This window comes from Roseovarius pelagicus (genome assembly GCF_025639885.1).
Classification (GTDB): Bacteria; Pseudomonadota; Alphaproteobacteria; order Rhodobacterales; family Rhodobacteraceae; genus Roseovarius; species Roseovarius pelagicus.
The window spans coordinates 496,766-513,327 of the sequence record NZ_CP106738.1 but is presented as its reverse complement, the minus strand read 5'-3'; the positions used below and the strand labels follow the sequence as shown (position 1 = coordinate 513,327).

The following is a 16,562-nucleotide window of genomic DNA, read 5'->3' as shown; positions in this document are numbered from 1 at the left end:
GTATCGTAATTACCACGCAGGGAAAACTGTTAACTGACATGATCGGCGAGGCTGTGCCGCAGACAACCCCTCCGTGCGCGCCGTTGTGAGAACTTTCACCTTTTAGCACCCCTGCAATTCGCGCTAGGTCTGGGAAAACAACCCTACCAAGGAGCATTTTCCATGACCATGCCGGTTTCCGTGACCTATGCCGAGACAGATATCGACCAGATATCACAAGCCGAGGGGCGGATTGCTGTCCTGATCGGTCAGGATGGCAAGATGGATCCGGGCGCACGCCGGGTAAACAAGCTGACCAAGGGCGCGCTGGCCCGGATGCTCCAAGGCGAGGCGTTCGCAAAGATGAAGCCGGGCGAGGTCAAGACTCTGGCCTGGCCAACGGGACTGGTCGCCGAAGCGGTCGATGTCGTCTGTGTAGAGCGTGGCGCAAAACCGGATGAAGCGCGCAAGGCGGGCGTTGCCTTGGGTAAGCTGAAGGGCGCGGCACCTCTGCTGGTGTTGGCGGGGCAGATCCGCCGCCCGGTCGATCTGGCGCTCGGGATTGCGCTGCGTGCATATGAATTTACGGCGCACAAGACCAAGGCCACCGAGGAAAACGCGAGTGTGACTATGATGGTCAAAGACCCGAACGTCATCAAAGCCGAAGCGACCGATGCAGCTGCTGTGATAGAAGGCGTGTTCCTGACCCGCGATCTGGTGAGCGAGCCAGCCAATCACCTGACCACCACCGAATTTGCCGACCGTATCAAGGCAATGGAAGGGCTAGGACTGAAAATCACCGTGCTGGAAGAGCCGGAACTGGAAAAGCTCGGCATGGGGTGCTTGCTGAGTGTCGGGCACGGCAGCGCCAGCCCGTCCAAGGTTGCGGTAATGGAATGGGCAGGTGGTAAAAAGGGCGATGCACCGCTCGCGCTGGTCGGTAAGGGCGTGGTGTTCGACACCGGTGGGATCAGCCTGAAACCGGCGGCAGGCATGGAAGACATGACCATGGACATGGGCGGTGCGGGTGTTGTCACCGGCGTCATGCATGCACTGGCGCGTCGCAAGGCGAAAGCCAATGTCGTTGGCCTCGTTGGGCTGGTCGAGAACATGCCGTCGGATCGCGCAACGCGCCCCGGTGATGTGGTCACGTCAATGAAAGGCGATACAGTCGAGGTGATCAACACCGACGCCGAAGGCCGTTTGGTTCTGGCGGATGTCATGTGGTACGCACAGCGAGAGTATTCGCCCCGTGCCATGGTTGATCTGGCAACCTTGACGGGGGCAATCATCATCGCGTTGGGACATGAGAACGCGGGCGTGTTCAGCAACGATGATGCTCTGTCGCGCGATTTCCTCAAGGCGGCGGAGGCCGAGGGCGAAGGCGCGTGGCGGCTGCCGATGGGGCAGGCCTATGATGATATGCTCAAGAGCCAGATCGCGGATATCAAGAATGTCGGGGGCAGGGCGGCCGGGTCGATTACCGCCGCACAGTTCCTCAAACGGTTCGTCAAGGACGATCTGCCGTGGATACATCTGGATATCGCGGGCACGGCATCCGTCAAATCCGACACCACCTATGCCCCCAAGGGCGCAACCGGTTGGGGCGTGATGGCGCTGAACCGACTGGTTGCGGACATGCTGGAAGGCGACTGATGGGAGCAGCCTATTTCTATCACCTGACACGGCGGCCACTGGAAACGGCGCTGCCTATGCTTGTGGGCAAGGCGCGGCAGGCCAGCTGGCGCGTCGCCGTACGTGGTGCCACGCAGGCGCGGATGGAATGGCTGGACGAAAAGCTATGGCAGGGGGCCGATGACGGGTTCCCTGCACATGGGTTGGCCACTGCGCCACATGCGGCGGATCAGCCGGTTTTGCTAACCACCAGTGATGATATTCCCAACGGCGCAGTTTGCCTGATGACGGTTGACGGGGCGCAAGTGTCCGTTGACGAAGTGTCGGCGTTGTCTCGGGTGTGCATCCTGTTTGACGGCAATGATCCTGCGGCGGTGGACGTGGCGCGCGGACAATGGAAAATGCTGACCGATGCGGGCTGCGCGGCGCAATACTGGTCAGAGGAAAGCGGACGCTGGGAAATGAAGGCTGAAAAGACTGCCGCATCAGTGTGAAGGATGCGTTCTTCTACCTTGTCAGCACCAGGCGACCATCGGCGATCTGAATGTTGGAAAAACGTTGCAGATAGGTCATCCCCAGCAATGAGTCACCTAGATCACCCTCGTTGACGACGGCCCGCAGATTGGCATCGCGCATGTCGCCGACGGCAAAGCTGTCAAGGCGCACCGGGGCCGTCCGGACGATCCCGTTTGCAGTGCTGGCGGTACCAAAATAGTTAAGTGTATCCGGCTTCAGGCCGACGGCGGCCGCGTCCGCTTGGCTAAGGACGATCTGGCTGGCGCCGGTATCTACCACAAAGCGGATCGAAGTGCCATTCACCTCAGCTTGTAGATAGTAATGCCCGTCCGGTGCGCGCGGCAACTCGATGACGCCACCGGAATAGACGCTCTGGCTGGGGATCACGGTGCGACGGATGTCTTCCCACAGTCCAATCCCGGCGAGAACGCCGATGAAAATCAATCCCCAGATCACCGCATACTGCATTGTTTTACCAAGGGAGTTGCGGTTAGAGGCGACAAACCAGAATACCACGGCAACGCCCAGAACGATAAGATAGATCAAATGTGCGTTGTCAAAGTCATTCATATCCGGGCGCCTGATGTCATGGATTACAAATAGGCGGCAGGACGGTCGATTAAAAGATCAGGCCGCAAGCCCAAAGCCTCGCAGTCCATCAAGAACAAACTGTACCGCGAGCGCCGCCAGCAGCATACCGAGAACACGGGTGACGACGTTGATGCCGGTTTTCCCCAGTGCTCGCTCCAGCAGTCCCGCGCTCAGGAAGGAAATGAAAACAAGCGCCAATACGACGAACATGATGCCCAAAACCCATGAAAGCCCGGTAATGCCCTCCTGCTGGCCTGTCAACAGAATGACAGTTGCGATCGCACCGGGGCCCGCAATCAGCGGAATCGCCAGAGGAAAGACGGATGGATCATCATGGTCGTCATTGTCGACTTGATCTTCGCGTCGCTTGGTGCGCCGCTCAAACAACATGTCGAGCGCAGTCAGAAATAACAGGATACCGCCAGCGATCCGGAAGGCGGGCATCGAAATACCGATAAACCCCAATACGGCCTCGCCAAACGCGGCAAAGACACACAGCAACAGCGCGCTGGTGACACAGGCACGGATTGCGATCCGGCGGCGGCGCGCCTGATCCATACCGCGTGTCATGGCTAGAAAGAGAGGCGCCAGCGCGATAGGGTCCATCACGATGAGAAGGGTCACGAATGTGGTGATGAATGCGGCGCTGTCCATGGCGTCTCAATGCGGTCAGCACCGATGTTTGTCAACTGTTGGGGTACGTCAGGCTTGAGCTTTTTCCAGCTTTTCCAGCGCCTTCATCCACATCCCTTCTGCCCGCTCCAACCCATCCATCACTTCCGAGTATTTACGCTGCCAGACGGCGGCCTCATCGGCTTTGCCCTCGTCATACATCGCCGGGTCGGCCAGCTTCTTGGCAAGCTTGTCACGCATGTCGTTCAGTTTAACGACGCGCTCTTCGCATTTCTTGACGTCTTGGCGCAGCGACACGATGGCGTCGCGTGAAGGGCGCTTTGGCTTGTTGTTTTTTGGTTTTTGCACGGGTTTGTCCGTGGCCAGCAGCAATGTGCGATAGCTTTCGAGATCACCCTCATAGGGGGCAACGCGTCCCCCTTTGACCAACCACAGGCGGTCCGCAACGAGGCTGAGCAAGTGCATGTCGTGGCTGACCAGAATGACCGCACCCGAATAGGCGGTCAGAGCTTCGACCAGCGCCTCGCGCGATTCAATGTCCAGATGGTTCGTCGGTTCGTCGAGGATCAGCATATGCGGCGCGTCGATGGTCGCCAGCATCAGCGAGAGGCGAGCCTTTTGGCCACCTGACAGCTTGCCAACAAGTGTTTCGGCCTGTTCCGCCCCGATGCCAAAGCCACCCAGTCGCGCACGCAGGCGCGACGGCGTCTCGCCCGGACGCAGACGCCGGATATGATCGACAGGCGTTTCATCGACGTGCAACTCTTCGACCTGATGCTGTGCAAAATAGCCGACGCGTAGCTTGGAGGCGGTTGTCATACTTCCGCCCAGCACATCCAGTTTGCCTGCCAACATTTTAGAAAGAGTAGATTTTCCCTCGCCATTCTTGCCCAGAAGGGCGATCCGATCATCTTGGTCGATCCGCAGGTTCAATCGCGAAAGAATGGCTTTGCCGTCATACCCGACAGAGACATCTTCCAACGCCACGATTGGGGGTGACAGTTCCTCGGGTGACGGAAAGGTGAATTTTTTGAGCGCCGCTTCTTGAGGGGTGGTGATCGGGGTCATCTTCTCGATCATCTTAAGACGCGATTGCGCTTGTACAGCCTTGGACGCCTTGGCGCGGAAACGATCCACAAAGCTTTGCAAATGGGCGCGGCGCGCGTCCTGTTTCTTGGCCTCGGATTCGGCGGCGGCCAGTCGCGCTGCCCGCGTGCGCGCGAAGGTATCGTATCCCCCTTGATACAGCGTCAGTTTACGGTCTTCCAAGTGCAGGATGGACCCGACGGCCCGGTTCAGCAATCCTCGGTCATGGCTGACGATCAGCACAGTGTGCGGATAGCGCGCCAGATAAGTTTCCAGCCACAACGCACCTTCGAGGTCGAGATAGTTGGTCGGTTCGTCGAGTAACAGCAAATCAGGTTGTGCAAAGAGCACTGCCGCCAGCGCGACGCGCATCCGCCAACCACCAGAATATGCCGAGCAGGGTTGCCGTTGATCGTGATCGGAAAAACCTAACCCCTTGAGGATCGAGGCGGCGCGCGCTTCGGCACCCCAAGCGTCGATATCGGTCAGACGCGTCTGTATCTCAGCGATCCGCGTCGGATCCGTTGCGGTGCCAGCCTCGGCCAACAGTGCGGCGCGCTCAACATCGGCGGCCAGCACCGTGTCGATCAGCGACACGTGATTGCCGGGTACTTCTTGGGCGACACCGCCGATGCGGGCACGGCTGGGCAGAGTGATGCTGCCGCTCTCCAGCGCCAGTTCGCCCCGGATCAGACGAAACAGTGTGGTTTTGCCCGTTCCATTACGGCCAACGATGCCGACCTTGTGCCCCTCGGGGATCGTGGTCGAAGCGTTCTCGATCAGCGGGCGGCCCGCGACGGCGTAAGATATGTCAGTGATGCGTAACATGGGGCCGAGCGATGGCGAACCGCTCGGCCGTTGTCAATGCCGGTTAGTCGGTCAGCAGTGCGGTCATGCCCTCGGCCGAGAATGAGGTCACACTTACCAGCGGGTTATCGCCCTGCGTGCTGAATGCGAACACGTGGATTTCCTCATGCTGAAGTGTGGCGCGGCAAAACACGTCGTCCTCGGCCAATAGCTCGGGGCAGGTTTCAAGGTCCATATGGGGTATGGCGGCCTCAAACTGCTCGTAGCGTAGCGGCGCGGGAATTACATCAGCCCAAAGTGGCGCAGCAGCAGTCATCAGAATGGTGGTGGCACAAAGGATAGTCAGCTTCATTGGCGAATTGTCCTTGGTTGAGTGAATTGCTTCGCATCTTTATTCTGACAAAAAAAGTCAGAAATAAAACCCTGCAAATCACGTCACGTTGTCGCACCCCGAATAGGACTTTATTCCGTGCTATGCGCATGTTAATGCCAGCGCCAGATTCACACTTATTTCCTGAAAAGAGGCCGACATGGCAACCGAACGTACGCTGAGCATCATCAAACCCGACGCAACCAAACGTAACCTGACAGGCAAAATCAATGCCAAGTTCGAGGATGCAGGTCTGCGAGATCGTCGCGCAAAAACGGATTCACCTGACTCCGGCACAGGCTGGCGTGTTCTATGCCGTTCATGCCGAACGTCCGTTCTACGGCGAGTTGTGCGAATTCATGGCGTCCGAGCCGGTCGTCGTGCAGGTGCTGGAAGGTGAGGGCGCCATCGCGAAGAACCGCGAAGTTATGGGTGCCACGAACCCCGCCGACGCGGCTGCCGGTACGATCCGCGCGGAATTCGCTGAAAGCGTTGGCGAAAATTCGGTTCACGGCTCTGATGCACCTGAAACGGCGGCTGTCGAAATCGCCTACTTCTTCTCGGGTCTCGAACTGGTCGGCTGATCGACCTAATACATCTATTTGCGGCGTTGAAAACGCAGCATAAGGCAGCCCTAAGGGGCTGCCTTTTTACATTGGTAATCTGGTTTAAGCGCGGGCCGGGTCGCGGCTGGAAATAATCCACACAGCATGAACGATGCCGGGGATGTAGCCCAACAGCGTCAGAAGGACATTAAGCCAGAAATGCTTGCCCAGTCCTTCCTGAAAAAATACACCGAGTGGCGGTAGGATGACTGCGAGGATGATGCGTACTAGGTCCATTTTTGGGCTTCCCTTGTGTGCGTTCCGTTGAAGTGAAAACGCGGGCAACCCAAAGAATGTTCCGATCATCCTCCTACGCTGAAGGATAGGGACGCAGGCACGTCGCCTGCGGCGCGTACCGCTGTGCTGCCGTCAAATGCTAGCAAAATCCGTGAAAATGCGTCGCGGAACCGGCTGTGGCTTGGGCGCGGACTTGTCTACTGGGCCGCGTGGCGGCTTGGGGGTCTCGTTGGGCATCTGCTCTGCTCCTCAGAAAGGAAAGCCAGCCGGTTCACGCCGACTGGCGCTTTTTTATTGAAATGAAGGTTGCACGGGTTCTGGGCAGGGGTTGGGAAGAATTATGGTAAGTTTTTGCCGCCCAGATTCTGCGTGCGTTTGACCTTGGCTATGAAGCCGGGATTCTCTTTTGCCGCTAGAGGCGTCTTCGAGCCGTCCGTTGCAGGATATCCAGTGCTCCGTCATGTTCCGACGATATCACTGTCGGACAGGCACTCAGGCAACGGTATAGTGACGAGGGCGATTACGCCGTCAAATCGTGTCATCTGCGCTGTGCGCATGAGATGCTCCGGTACGTTATTCTGCGGCGCGGCAAGAGCGGCCGCCGCGCCGATTAGTCCGATATACGAGCCGCGTCAAGCGAGCATTTTCTCGACGACTTCGCCAAAGGCGGATGGGGTCGGAACGATGGTCACACCACAGTCTTTCAATATCTCCACCTTTTCTTGGGCGGATTCCCCGAAGGCCGAAACAATCGCCCCGGCGTGACCCATACGGCGGCCCTTTGGTGCCGAAAGCCCGGCGATGTATGCGGCCACGGGTTTGGTCATGTGGTCACGAATATACGCCGCCGCCTCGGCCTCTTGCGGGCCTCCAATTTCGCCAACCATCACAACGAGGTCTGTATCGGGATCGTTTTCGAACAACTCCAGTATATCGCGAAAACTGGATCCATTGATCGGGTCGCCGCCGATTCCGATAGAAGAACTGACACCGATCCCGCGCGCCTTCATTTGGCTGGCGGCCTCGTATCCAAGTGTGCCTGATCTGCCAACGATGCCGACGCGACCGGGCAGGTAGATATGTGGTGGCATCAGGCCGGCGAACGCCTGATCTGGGGTAATGATGCCAGCGCAGTTGGGACCGATCAACCGCATGCGGCGCTCGGACTTGTAACGGCGCATATATCGCTTCACGCGGATCATATCCTGTGTCGGGATGCCGTCCGCGATACACACGCAGGTGCGGATGCCGCCGTCGGCTGCTTCCATGATCGAGTCGGCGGCAAAGGGCGGGGGGACGAAACAGATTGCCAGATCCGCGCCGGTTTCGGCCACTGCGCCTTTGACTGTGTTGAAAACAGGTAGACCGTTATGCGTGGTACCGCCCTTGCCGGGGGTGACGCCGCCGACCACATTGGTGCCATAGGCGCGCATCTCTTCGGCGTGAAAGCTGCCGATGCGCCCCGTCAGGCCAGTAACCAGTACGCGTGTGTTGTTGTCGATCAGAATAGCCATCAGACGGCCTCCCCATTTTGACTGCGGCCCGATTTCCATGCACCGACGACCTTTTCCGCCGCCGCTGCCAATGTGTCGGCTGTTGTGATGTCCAGCCCGCTGTCGTTGATCAGCGCGCGACCTTCTTCGACATTTGTGCCCGACAGACGCACCACGAGCGGGATCGACAGGTCCAGTTCCTGAACGGCCCGTATCACGCCCTCGGCGATCCAGTCGCATCGGTTGATACCGGCGAAAATGTTGACGAGGATCGCCTCGACATTCGGATCATTCAACACGGCCTTGAACGACATCAAGACACGGTCAGGTGATGCGCCTCCGCCCACATCAAGAAAGTTGGCAGGTTCGCCGCCGGCCATCTTGATCATGTCTAGGGTCGCCATGGCGAGGCCCGCACCGTTGACGATACAGCCGATTTCACCCTCCAGTCCGATGTAGTTCAGGCCGCGATCCTCGGCATATGTTTCGCGTGCATCTTCCTGACTCTTGTCCCGAAACTCAGAGATTTCGGGTCGACGAAAGAGCGCGTTGTCATCAAAGCTGAGCTTGGCATCCAAGGCGACAATTTCTCCTGCGCTGGTCACCACAAGAGGATTCACTTCGACCATGCTTGCGTCCATCTCTTCCATCAATCTGTAGCAGCCGATGATCGTCTTGGTCGCTTGCGCGATGAGCGCGGGATCCAAATCCAACTGAAATGCGATCTCTCGCGCCTGAAAGGCCTGCATTCCCACAGCAGGATCCACAACCGAGCGGATTATGCTGTCCGGTTCACTCTCTGAGATATCCTCGATCTCCATGCCGCCTTGGGCAGACGCAACGACGACCACACGCTCTTCTGTACGGTCCATGACGAACGCTAGGTAGATCTCCTGCGCAATGTCGGTTGCCTCTTCGATATACAGGCGGCTGACCAGTTTGCCCGCGGGGCCAGTCTGGTGTGTGACGAGCTTGCGGCCCAGCATCCAACTGGCGGCATCGGCGATCTCGTCATCTGTAGAACAGATGCGCACGCCGCCCGCCTTGCCGCGTGCACCAGAGTGGATCTGTGCCTTGACGACGCATTTTCCACCTGAGAGCTCGTGGCTGCGATAAACCGCCTGTTCAGGACTGTAGGCGATGCCGCCGCGCGGTACGTTCACGCCGAACCGCTTCAGCAGTTCCTTGGCTTGATACTCGTGAATATCCATTGGAGTTCTCCTGCTTAGCCGTTCTTCGCTGCGATGGCGTCGGCCACCGTCAGGACGTTGTTCGCCATCCGCTCTGATGCGGCGTCGATCATCTTGCCGTCCAAGCTGGCGGCGCCTTTGCCCGCGGCTTCCGCCTTGCGCAGCTCCTCGATGACACGGCGAGCGCGGGTCACTTCGGCCTCGGGTGGAGAAAACACATTGTTGGCCATTTCGATCTGGCTGGGGTGGATGGCCCATTTGCCTTCGATCCCCAACGCAGCGGCGCGCTTGGCCGACAGGATGTAACCATCGGGATCGCTGAAGTCGCCGAATGGTCCATCTATGGCGCGCAGACCATAGGCACGACAGGCGACAGTCATGCGGCTAAGCGCAAAATGCCACTGGTCGCCGGGGTAATCGGGGTTCAGCCCGCCAATCACCACGGTGCGCGCCCGGTTCGAGGCGGCGTAATCTGCCACGCCAAAATGCATCGCCTCCAGTCGACCGGGGGCGGCTGCAATCGCCTCGACATTGGCCATGCCGAGTGCGGTTTCGATGAGTGCCTCTAGCCCAATCTGATGAGTGTAGCCCATGGCCTCTTCGATCTGGCTGATCATGGTTTCGACAGTGTACAGATCACCGGGGACGCCCACCTTCGGCACCAGGATCGTATCCAGATGCTGTCCCGCCTGCTCGACGATATCCACCACGTCGCGATACATGTAATGCGTATCCAACCCATTGATGCGGATCGACATGGTTTTGCCCTTGGCCTTCCAGTCGATGTCATTCAGTGCCTCGATGATGTTTTTGCGTGCCTGCACCTTTTCCGGCGGTGCCACGGCATCCTCTAGGTCGAGAAAGATGTAATCCACATCGCTCTCGGCGGCTTTTTCGATCATCGACGGGTTTGAGCCCGGCACAGCCAGTTCAGAGCGTTGCAGACGTTGCTTTTTAAGCGGGTGCAGGGTGTAGCTCATGTGTCGTCATCCTTCTTTGCTTGGCCAACTCGCGATTGCGTGGCGAGCGGAGGCTATTCACGGAAGAAAGCTAACCGGTTCGGGTCTGAGGAATACTTTCGCATGGGTAGCATTGGCTGCTGCGCGTAGGAGAGGTGGGCCGAACGGGTAGGGCGTCCCTACCCAAACGTGCCTTAGGGGATGCATTTGCACACAAATGCAGGAATTCAGGTTGCAGCACGTCGGTCGTTTGCAGCGCGAAATCGGCTTGCCTACACGTTCGCAGAGGCTGGCGAGTTGCGTGAGCCAGAATTTGAGAGACCTCAGTCAGTGGCGACGCGCCGAGACAATTCCGTGCAACCATCCGAACTAATTTCACGCCGTCTATGCCCACTGCGTCAGATCGATGAAGACGCGATGCGGGAACGGTTTGCATTCCGTTGTATACGGAATTTCTCTTTTGCTTCAGCGGTTTCGCGCGTGGATATGTCGCAAATTCATCGGCATATGGCATGCGAATGTGCTGGAATTGGTTATGGATTTGGCTACACCTCTCACGTCGCGCGTTATCGTCGCGGATCGGCAGCAGATCGTCTGTCAGGGCATCGGCTCGCTTATTGGGCAGATACCGGGTGTCGTTTTGGGTAGTTTCGCCACCGAGATCGGGACACTGCGCAAATTGATCGCGGCAGAGGATGGGCAGGTGATCGTCATACTTGGTGTGCGATTGGCGGATGCCGATCTGGCGCAAACGTTAGAGATGTTGCGCACGGATTTTCCACAGGCGATGGTCGTCGTCGTGGCCGATGATACAGAGTTTGCCTTTATCCGTGCCGCGATAAAATCAGGGGTCAATTCAGTCTGCATGATGAGTCAGATACTGGTGAGCCTGCCCAAGATTCTTGGCAAGCTGGTTCTGGGTCATTCGATTGTGCCGACTGATATATTGCGCCGTCTGACGAACGAAACAGCAGACGCACTGACCCGGCGTGAACATGAAATCCTAGGGTTGCTGGTCGATGGATTGACCAATTTCCAGATTTCGGCACGCTTGGGCCTGTCGGAAAATACGGTAAAATATTACCTCAAAGCAATCTACCAGAAGCTTGATGTGAATTCTCGGGGCGGCGCAATCGCGAAATACGTGGCCGGGAATTACTGACATCCTTGCAGGGCCTGCGTGCGAAACCTGCAAATCTGGTCTGCTAGTGGCGCAGAGTGCAGTCAATCGCGACGATTCTGGCTTTTAGTCCAATTCGGTCTCCACCACCCGGACGCAGGTGCCGACTTCTAGGTGATCCACCTTGATTTCACCTCCGGCGGTGGTCGCAAAGCTGGTCATCAGCGTTTTTCCCAGACCAGAGCCAGCGGCAGCCGCTTCGGACGCATCGTCGTAACCACAGCCGTCATCGCAGATTGCCAGAACCCAGGGTGCGTTTGGCTGCTCGTGGTAGCTGACAGTAATGACGCCAGCCTGTCCTGCTGGAAACGCGTGCCTTGCCGCGTTTGTGACCAGTTCATTCACGATCAGCCCAAAGGCGACGGCACGGTCACGCGGGATTTCGACCGGATCACACGCAAGGTCGATGCGCACGGGGCGGGTCGCAAACAGGCCGCTTTGCAGATGCGCAAGCAAAGCCTCGAGATAGGGGCGAAGCGACAGCTTGTCGGAGTATCGCGATGACGTGTAAATCGTTTCGTGAATGGCTGCAAAGCTCTGAACTCGCGCTGCCGCAGAGCTGAGCGCCTGTTTCACGTCTTCGGAATCACTGCGCCGTTGTTGCATCGACAGCAATGAAGAGACCATCGCAAAATTGTTCTTGGTGCGGTGTTCAAGCTCGATCATCAGCAATTCGCGATTGTGCAACTCCGCATCGCGTTCTGCCGCTGCAAAGCGGACGGCGGCACGGAACACTTCTGCGAAAAAGAGGATCACCAGAGCGGCGGATCCGTTCACGATGGTACGTGCCAGATCCTGTGGATTTTCGAACGCAAACGAATTTTCGAACGGGAGAACGAAATACCAAGCGTGCAGAAATGCCAGCGCGAAGGTCACAAGCCCCGCTTGCCATCGCCCATAAAGGGTAGAGATCATTATCGCTGGGTAGATGATCGAAAACGGACCCGCGCCGTTTGAAAACAGATCGATAAATTCACGCGTCAGCCAAGCGACGGCAAAGCAGGCCACACCAAATGCGATCTGTACAGGAAAGCGGGGCCATCGGCTGGGAAGGTCCTCGAAAAAGTCGAGCTCGCCCAATCGTTGTCTATACACGGCGCTGCCCTGTCCAAGATTTAACTATCGTAAGCAAATACTCGGTAGTCGAATTGTTGACAACAAAAACTCAGCGTAAGGGCCGTACGCGATGTGGATTGGTCAACTGTCCGGGATCACCCGGATCAGGTGCCAGCGCACCGCGTCATTCTTGACGTTATCGAGGTTGGCAACGCGGGCTGACAGCCCCACCAATTGGGTCACATGGTAGGGGATAAGCGTGCCGGCATTCTCCCATAGCCGTATTTGCGCCGCCTCATACAGCGCACGGCGCTGATCAAAGTCCAGTTCGGAACGTGCATCTGTCATCAACTGATCAAAAACCGCGTCTTTGTAGTAGGTCTCGTTCCATTTGGCACCCGAGGAGAATGCTTCGTTCAGCGCTTGATCAGCGGGGCGTTCGTTCCAGCGGGTCGTCACCGCGTCCTTTTGCATCCAGACTTGGCTCCAGTAACCGTCAGTTGATTCCTTCTTGATCCTGACGCGGATGCCCGCCGCGGCGGCCTGTTGTTGATAGACCACTGCCATCGTTGGCCAACTGCTATCGAGCGCCGAGACATGCACTGTCACGTCAATGCCGTCCGGGTAACCCGCATCGGTCAGCAGCGCGCGTGCTTGGGCGATATCCTGCGGACAAGCGATGTCCGCCCGATACTGATCGTTGGGGGCAACGGGGGTGTCGCAGGCGACGATTCCGCGTCCGCCCAGCACCAGCTTCAGCATTTCATCGCGGTCCACGGCCAATCGAAGCGCACGACGTATCCGCGCATCGTCATATGGGGGTACGTCGGTGCGAAAAGCCATGCCGATCCAGTTGCCGGTGGGGACTTGTTGCACGGCGTAGCGATCGGATGCCTCCAGCACCTTACCCAATTGCGGGGTGATGCCGCGCTCCATGTCGATCTGGCCACCCAAGAGCGCCTGTAGGCGGGCCTGTGCGTCGGGGATCGCAATTACTTCGATGGCGGCAACGCCGGGGGGACCTTCGAAATAATCGGAATTCGCGCGTAGAATGGTAATGCCGTCGGGGTCAAACCGCTCGACAATGAACGGGCCCGTGCCGATTCCGGTCTGTGCAATGGTATCGCCTGAACCATCGGGGATGATCCGCATGCGAAAATCCATCAGTTGCAGCGGCAGGTCCGCAAACGGCCCATCAAGGTACATGCGTACCTCATACGGGCCGACCGCCTCTATCCGGTGAATCATCTGGATGGTGGCGCGGGCTGAACTGTCATTGTCAGGCGCAATAATCCGGTTCAGGGAATAGACCACATCGGCGGCGTCAAAGTCGGTTCCGTCGTGAAACCGCACACCTTCGCGCAGGGTGAAGGTCCATTCGGTGCCGTCCTCATTGGGCTGCCAATCCGTGGCCAAAACCGGCTGTGGTGTGCCGTCGGCACCGGGCCGCACAAGGCGGTTCATGGTTTTTTCGGTGACCTGAAGGACCCGTCCGTTGGACATCGGGTCAAGATTGCTCAGCGCGCCGAAACCCAACTCATGCGCCTGCCGAAAAGTGCCTGTTGGATCCGCCGCCGCGGGCAGGCAAAGACAGAGGGCAAGGGCCGTGGCGAGGAATCTCATACCGTGACCATAGCACAGAGGGCGACCGGGGGAAGGCACTAGGGTGGCGCGATACCGCGGCTAGCCGCGTCGCCGCCGCCTGCGCCCGCCACCGGCTTCGTCGCCGCCTCCGGTATTGAATGACACATCCGGCAACGACACGATGCTGTTCAGAATCGGGAACGGCTCTACCGAGTTTGGAATGGCTGAAGCGTTCACGAAATGCTCTTGAAAGCGCGGCTCGACAGCGGTTTCTACCTTGTGAATGCGACGTACGGTTTCTTCGATCTCGGCGCGGGCGGCGCTGTTGATCAATGCAATCCGCGCGCCGGTTCCCGCTGCGTTGCCAGCCGAGGTCACTTTGTCCAGCGGCGCGTCGGGGATCATACCCAGCACCATCGCGTGTTTCGGGCTGATATGCGCGCCGAACGCACCTGCCAGAACAACGCGGTCCACATTGTCGACGCCGAATTTATCCATCAACAGGCGCGCGCCGGAATAAAGCGCGGCCTTGGCCATCTGGATGGCACGAATGTCCGGGTTGGTCACCGTGATGCGCGGCCCGCCCGTCGCACTGGCATCGTGCAACAGATAAGAGTTGGTGCGCCCCTCGGGGATGCACCGGTCGGTCCCGGCTTGTGCGGATGATCCAATCAGGCCCGAGGCATCGAGCACACCCGCAATGCGCATCTCGGCAATCGCTTCGATGATGCCGGATCCACAAATGCCGGTGATACCGGTAGCGGCAGTCGCCTCAGCAAAGGCCGGATCATCCGACCACAGATCACAGCCGATCACGCGAAAACGCGGTTCCTTGGTCACGGGATCAATCTCGACCTTCTCGATCGCGCCCGGCGCGGCGCGCTGGCCTGCGCTGATCTGTGCGCCCTCAAAGGCAGGACCGGTGGGGGACGAACAGGCCAGCACCTTTTCACGATTCCCCAGTAGAATTTCGGCGTTGGTGCCCACGTCCACGACCAGCACGAGGTCTTCGGATTTATCCGGTGCCTCGCTGAGCGCCACGGCAGCGGCGTCTGCGCCCACATGGCCCGCGATGCAGGGCAGCAGGTAAACACGCGCGGACGGGTGCAGGTCAAGATCAAGTTCGCGTGCATCTAGGCGTATGGAATCGGAGGTGGCCAGCGCAAACGGTGCCTGACCCAACTCGAACGGATCAATCCCCAGCAGCAGGTGGTGCATGACCGGGTTGCAGACGAAAACCGCATCGACGATGAGCGCCTTATCTACCCCGGCATCGGTCGCGATATTGCTGAACAACGTGTTCATGCCTTCGCGTACCGCGGCCGTCATTTCGGCAGCGCCTCCCTTGTTCATCATCGAGTAGCTGACCCGACTCATCAGATCCTCGCCAAAGCGGATCTGCGGGTTCATCACACCTGACGAGGCCACGACTTCGCCGGTCCCCAGATCACACAAATGCGCGGCAATGGTAGTAGAGCCGAGATCGACCGCCAGACCGTACACCGTACCCTCATGGAAACCGGGCCAGATTTGCATGATCATGGGCGGGTTTTCGTTGTCGCCCAGATTGACCGCGCAGGTGACTTTCCAGCCGCCCTTGCGCAGGATCGGCTGCATCGTTTGCAGGATATGCAGATCGGCATGCACGTTCTCGATCTGCCATTGTTCGGACAATGCGGTGCAGAGCCGTTCCAGATCGCCGGTGGGCTTGTGCATGTCGGGCTCTTCGACCTCGACATAAAACAGTCGCGTGGACGGGTTCAGCGTAATATCGCGGGCCTCGGCACGTTTGCGCACGACTTGCTTGTGAACCTGACTTTCAGGTGGGACGTCGATTACAACATCCATTTGCACAGTGGCCTGACAGCCCAGCCGACGCCCCTTGGTCAGGCCGCGTTTGTCGTCATAGCGTTGCTCGACCGCGTTCCAGTCAGACAGCGCGCCCTCGTGAACAGTGACCCCGTGCTTCGAAAACTCGCCATAGCCCGGTGTGATCTGACACTTCGAACAGATACCGCGCCCACCACAGACTGAATCAAGGTCTACGCCCAACTGCCGCGCCGCTGTGAGAACGGGCGTTCCCACGGGAAAACGACCGCGTTTACCGGATGGCGTAAAGACGACAAGGGGATCAGTGCTCATGGCATTTCCATCTGATGGGAAGGTCTTTGAGGCGACCATAGCGAATTGCGATCCCAGAGGAAGCCCGCAACCGGCAAAAATTGGCCCTGTCGCGTCATGGCAGAAGGGCACATCGCGTCAAGCCATCCACATGTGCTTCTTCTGGCCGGAAATGCGCGGGTGTCACCTCCGCCTCCGGGACGCTCTGCCTTGATTACCCGAGCGCCCATATCCGCGAGGATCATCGCGGCGAGCGCCCCGGCGCGCACATGGGTGAGATCAAGTGCAACAGTCCTCGACAGCGGGGCGGTTTGCAGATCAGACACGGCGAACTCCTTGGAACGTGCCATCGGCTAACTAGTGTCTACACATGCGCAGGCCCTGACACAGATCAAACCCTACGGGGCATGGCCGGGACTGGAAACGTGCGTTTCGGTCGGATGCATGGACGGCGCTCGGGCGAAATTGGCCTTTCGTCTCTGGCATATCCATGCAATAGGGAAGCGCCAAACGACCCCAT

14 protein-coding genes and 2 pseudogenes are annotated in these 16,562 nt (G+C 58.5%); 4 read left to right on the top strand and 12 right to left on the bottom strand.

Annotated elements, in window-relative coordinates; genetic code table 11:
- The first annotated feature begins 162 nt into the window (after positions 1 to 162).
- A complete protein-coding gene (locus N7U68_RS03525) occupies positions 163 to 1,635 on the top strand; it encodes a leucyl aminopeptidase (protein ID WP_263048239.1) in 1,473 nt (490 codons plus the stop codon).
- The gene (locus N7U68_RS03520) at positions 1,635 to 2,108 is read left to right on the top strand and encodes a DNA polymerase III subunit chi (protein WP_263048238.1); all 474 of its coding nucleotides are present in this window, start codon (positions 1,635 to 1,637) and stop codon (positions 2,106 to 2,108) included. Before N7U68_RS03525 ends, N7U68_RS03520 begins: the two co-directional genes overlap by 1 nt.
- A gap of 13 nt (positions 2,109 to 2,121) precedes the next feature.
- Here the strand turns inward: N7U68_RS03520 and N7U68_RS03515 are convergent, their stop codons facing one another.
- Genes N7U68_RS03515 through N7U68_RS03500 form a run of 4 tightly spaced genes read right to left on the bottom strand, consistent with a single transcriptional unit; the run spans position 2,122 to position 5,599 of the window.
- The gene (locus N7U68_RS03515; protein ID WP_263048237.1) at positions 2,122 to 2,700 is read right to left on the bottom strand and encodes a retropepsin-like aspartic protease family protein; all 579 of its coding nucleotides are present in this window, start codon (positions 2,698 to 2,700) and stop codon (positions 2,122 to 2,124) included.
- A gap of 57 nt (positions 2,701 to 2,757) precedes the next feature.
- Positions 2,758 to 3,375 carry a MarC family protein gene (locus N7U68_RS03510; RefSeq protein ID WP_263048236.1) on the bottom strand — a complete coding sequence of 206 codons (618 nt, stop codon included), beginning with the start codon at positions 3,373 to 3,375 and terminating at the stop codon, positions 2,758 to 2,760.
- A gap of 48 nt (positions 3,376 to 3,423) precedes the next feature.
- Positions 3,424 to 5,268: an ABC-F family ATP-binding cassette domain-containing protein gene (locus tag N7U68_RS03505; protein WP_263048235.1), complete on the bottom strand. Its 1,845-nt coding sequence runs from the start codon at positions 5,266 to 5,268 to the stop codon at positions 3,424 to 3,426.
- 43 nt (positions 5,269 to 5,311) lie between these two features.
- Positions 5,312 to 5,599: a hypothetical protein gene (locus N7U68_RS03500; protein WP_165192124.1), complete on the bottom strand. Its 288-nt coding sequence runs from the start codon at positions 5,597 to 5,599 to the stop codon at positions 5,312 to 5,314.
- A 178-nt stretch (positions 5,600 to 5,777) separates the two neighbouring features.
- On the opposite strand from N7U68_RS03500, the pseudogene ndk reads away from it, so the two are divergent.
- A pseudogene (gene ndk, locus N7U68_RS03495) lies at positions 5,778 to 6,201 on the top strand (nucleoside-diphosphate kinase).
- A gap of 84 nt (positions 6,202 to 6,285) precedes the next feature.
- Here the strand turns inward: ndk and N7U68_RS03490 are convergent.
- The 4 genes from N7U68_RS03490 to N7U68_RS03475 form a co-directional block, all read right to left on the bottom strand.
- Positions 6,286 to 6,459, bottom strand: coding sequence for a YqaE/Pmp3 family membrane protein (locus tag N7U68_RS03490; protein ID WP_165192126.1), 174 nt, complete (start codon positions 6,457 to 6,459; stop codon positions 6,286 to 6,288).
- A 632-nt stretch (positions 6,460 to 7,091) separates the two neighbouring features.
- Positions 7,092 to 7,973: a succinate--CoA ligase subunit alpha gene (gene sucD / locus N7U68_RS03485; protein WP_206295722.1), complete on the bottom strand. Its 882-nt coding sequence runs from the start codon at positions 7,971 to 7,973 to the stop codon at positions 7,092 to 7,094.
- On the bottom strand, positions 7,973 to 9,163 hold the full coding sequence (locus N7U68_RS03480; RefSeq protein ID WP_165192127.1) for a malate--CoA ligase subunit beta: 1,191 nt from the start codon (positions 9,161 to 9,163) through the stop codon (positions 7,973 to 7,975). The genes sucD and N7U68_RS03480 overlap by 1 nt, the downstream gene beginning before the upstream one ends.
- A gap of 14 nt (positions 9,164 to 9,177) precedes the next feature.
- Positions 9,178 to 10,122: an HpcH/HpaI aldolase/citrate lyase family protein gene (locus N7U68_RS03475; RefSeq protein WP_165192128.1), complete on the bottom strand. Its 945-nt coding sequence runs from the start codon at positions 10,120 to 10,122 to the stop codon at positions 9,178 to 9,180.
- 514 nt (positions 10,123 to 10,636) lie between these two features.
- Between N7U68_RS03475 and N7U68_RS03470 the strand changes: the two genes are divergently transcribed.
- Positions 10,637 to 11,263 carry a helix-turn-helix transcriptional regulator gene (locus tag N7U68_RS03470; protein WP_165192129.1) on the top strand — a complete coding sequence of 209 codons (627 nt, stop codon included), beginning with the start codon at positions 10,637 to 10,639 and terminating at the stop codon, positions 11,261 to 11,263.
- A gap of 84 nt (positions 11,264 to 11,347) precedes the next feature.
- Here the strand turns inward: N7U68_RS03470 and N7U68_RS03465 are convergent, their stop codons facing one another.
- The 4 genes and pseudogenes from N7U68_RS03465 to N7U68_RS03450 all read right to left on the bottom strand — a co-directional run.
- The gene (locus N7U68_RS03465; protein WP_263048234.1) at positions 11,348 to 12,376 is read right to left on the bottom strand and encodes a sensor histidine kinase; all 1,029 of its coding nucleotides are present in this window, start codon (positions 12,374 to 12,376) and stop codon (positions 11,348 to 11,350) included.
- A gap of 102 nt (positions 12,377 to 12,478) precedes the next feature.
- Positions 12,479 to 13,960 (bottom strand): ABC transporter substrate-binding protein, encoded by a 1,482-nt coding sequence (locus tag N7U68_RS03460; protein ID WP_263048233.1) that lies wholly within the window; start codon positions 13,958 to 13,960, stop codon positions 12,479 to 12,481.
- A gap of 60 nt (positions 13,961 to 14,020) precedes the next feature.
- A complete protein-coding gene (locus tag N7U68_RS03455) occupies positions 14,021 to 16,063 on the bottom strand; it encodes an ASKHA domain-containing protein (RefSeq protein ID WP_263048232.1) in 2,043 nt (680 codons plus the stop codon).
- A gap of 146 nt (positions 16,064 to 16,209) precedes the next feature.
- Positions 16,210 to 16,392, bottom strand: a pseudogene (locus N7U68_RS03450) (CoA transferase); the annotation flags it as partial.
- Between the last annotated feature and the right edge of the window lie 170 nt (positions 16,393 to 16,562).

Coding starts and splice junctions, on each gene's coding strand:
- N7U68_RS03525 (WP_263048239.1), top strand. CDS start 163: ATGACCATGCCGGTTTCCGTGACCTATGCCGAGACAGATATCGACCAG.
- N7U68_RS03520 (WP_263048238.1), top strand. CDS start 1,635: ATGGGAGCAGCCTATTTCTATCACCTGACACGGCGGCCACTGGAAACG.
- N7U68_RS03515 (WP_263048237.1), bottom strand. CDS start 2,700: ATGAATGACTTTGACAACGCACATTTGATCTATCTTATCGTTCTGGGC.
- N7U68_RS03510 (WP_263048236.1), bottom strand. CDS start 3,375: ATGGACAGCGCCGCATTCATCACCACATTCGTGACCCTTCTCATCGTG.
- N7U68_RS03505 (WP_263048235.1), bottom strand. CDS start 5,268: ATGTTACGCATCACTGACATATCTTACGCCGTCGCGGGCCGCCCGCTG.
- N7U68_RS03500 (WP_165192124.1), bottom strand. CDS start 5,599: ATGAAGCTGACTATCCTTTGTGCCACCACCATTCTGATGACTGCTGCT.
- N7U68_RS03490 (WP_165192126.1), bottom strand. CDS start 6,459: ATGGACCTAGTACGCATCATCCTCGCAGTCATCCTACCGCCACTCGGT.
- sucD (WP_206295722.1), bottom strand. CDS start 7,973: ATGGCTATTCTGATCGACAACAACACACGCGTACTGGTTACTGGCCTG.
- N7U68_RS03480 (WP_165192127.1), bottom strand. CDS start 9,163: ATGGATATTCACGAGTATCAAGCCAAGGAACTGCTGAAGCGGTTCGGC.
- N7U68_RS03475 (WP_165192128.1), bottom strand. CDS start 10,122: ATGAGCTACACCCTGCACCCGCTTAAAAAGCAACGTCTGCAACGCTCT.
- N7U68_RS03470 (WP_165192129.1), top strand. CDS start 10,637: ATGGATTTGGCTACACCTCTCACGTCGCGCGTTATCGTCGCGGATCGG.
- N7U68_RS03460 (WP_263048233.1), bottom strand. CDS start 13,960: ATGAGATTCCTCGCCACGGCCCTTGCCCTCTGTCTTTGCCTGCCCGCG.
- N7U68_RS03455 (WP_263048232.1), bottom strand. CDS start 16,063: ATGAGCACTGATCCCCTTGTCGTCTTTACGCCATCCGGTAAACGCGGT.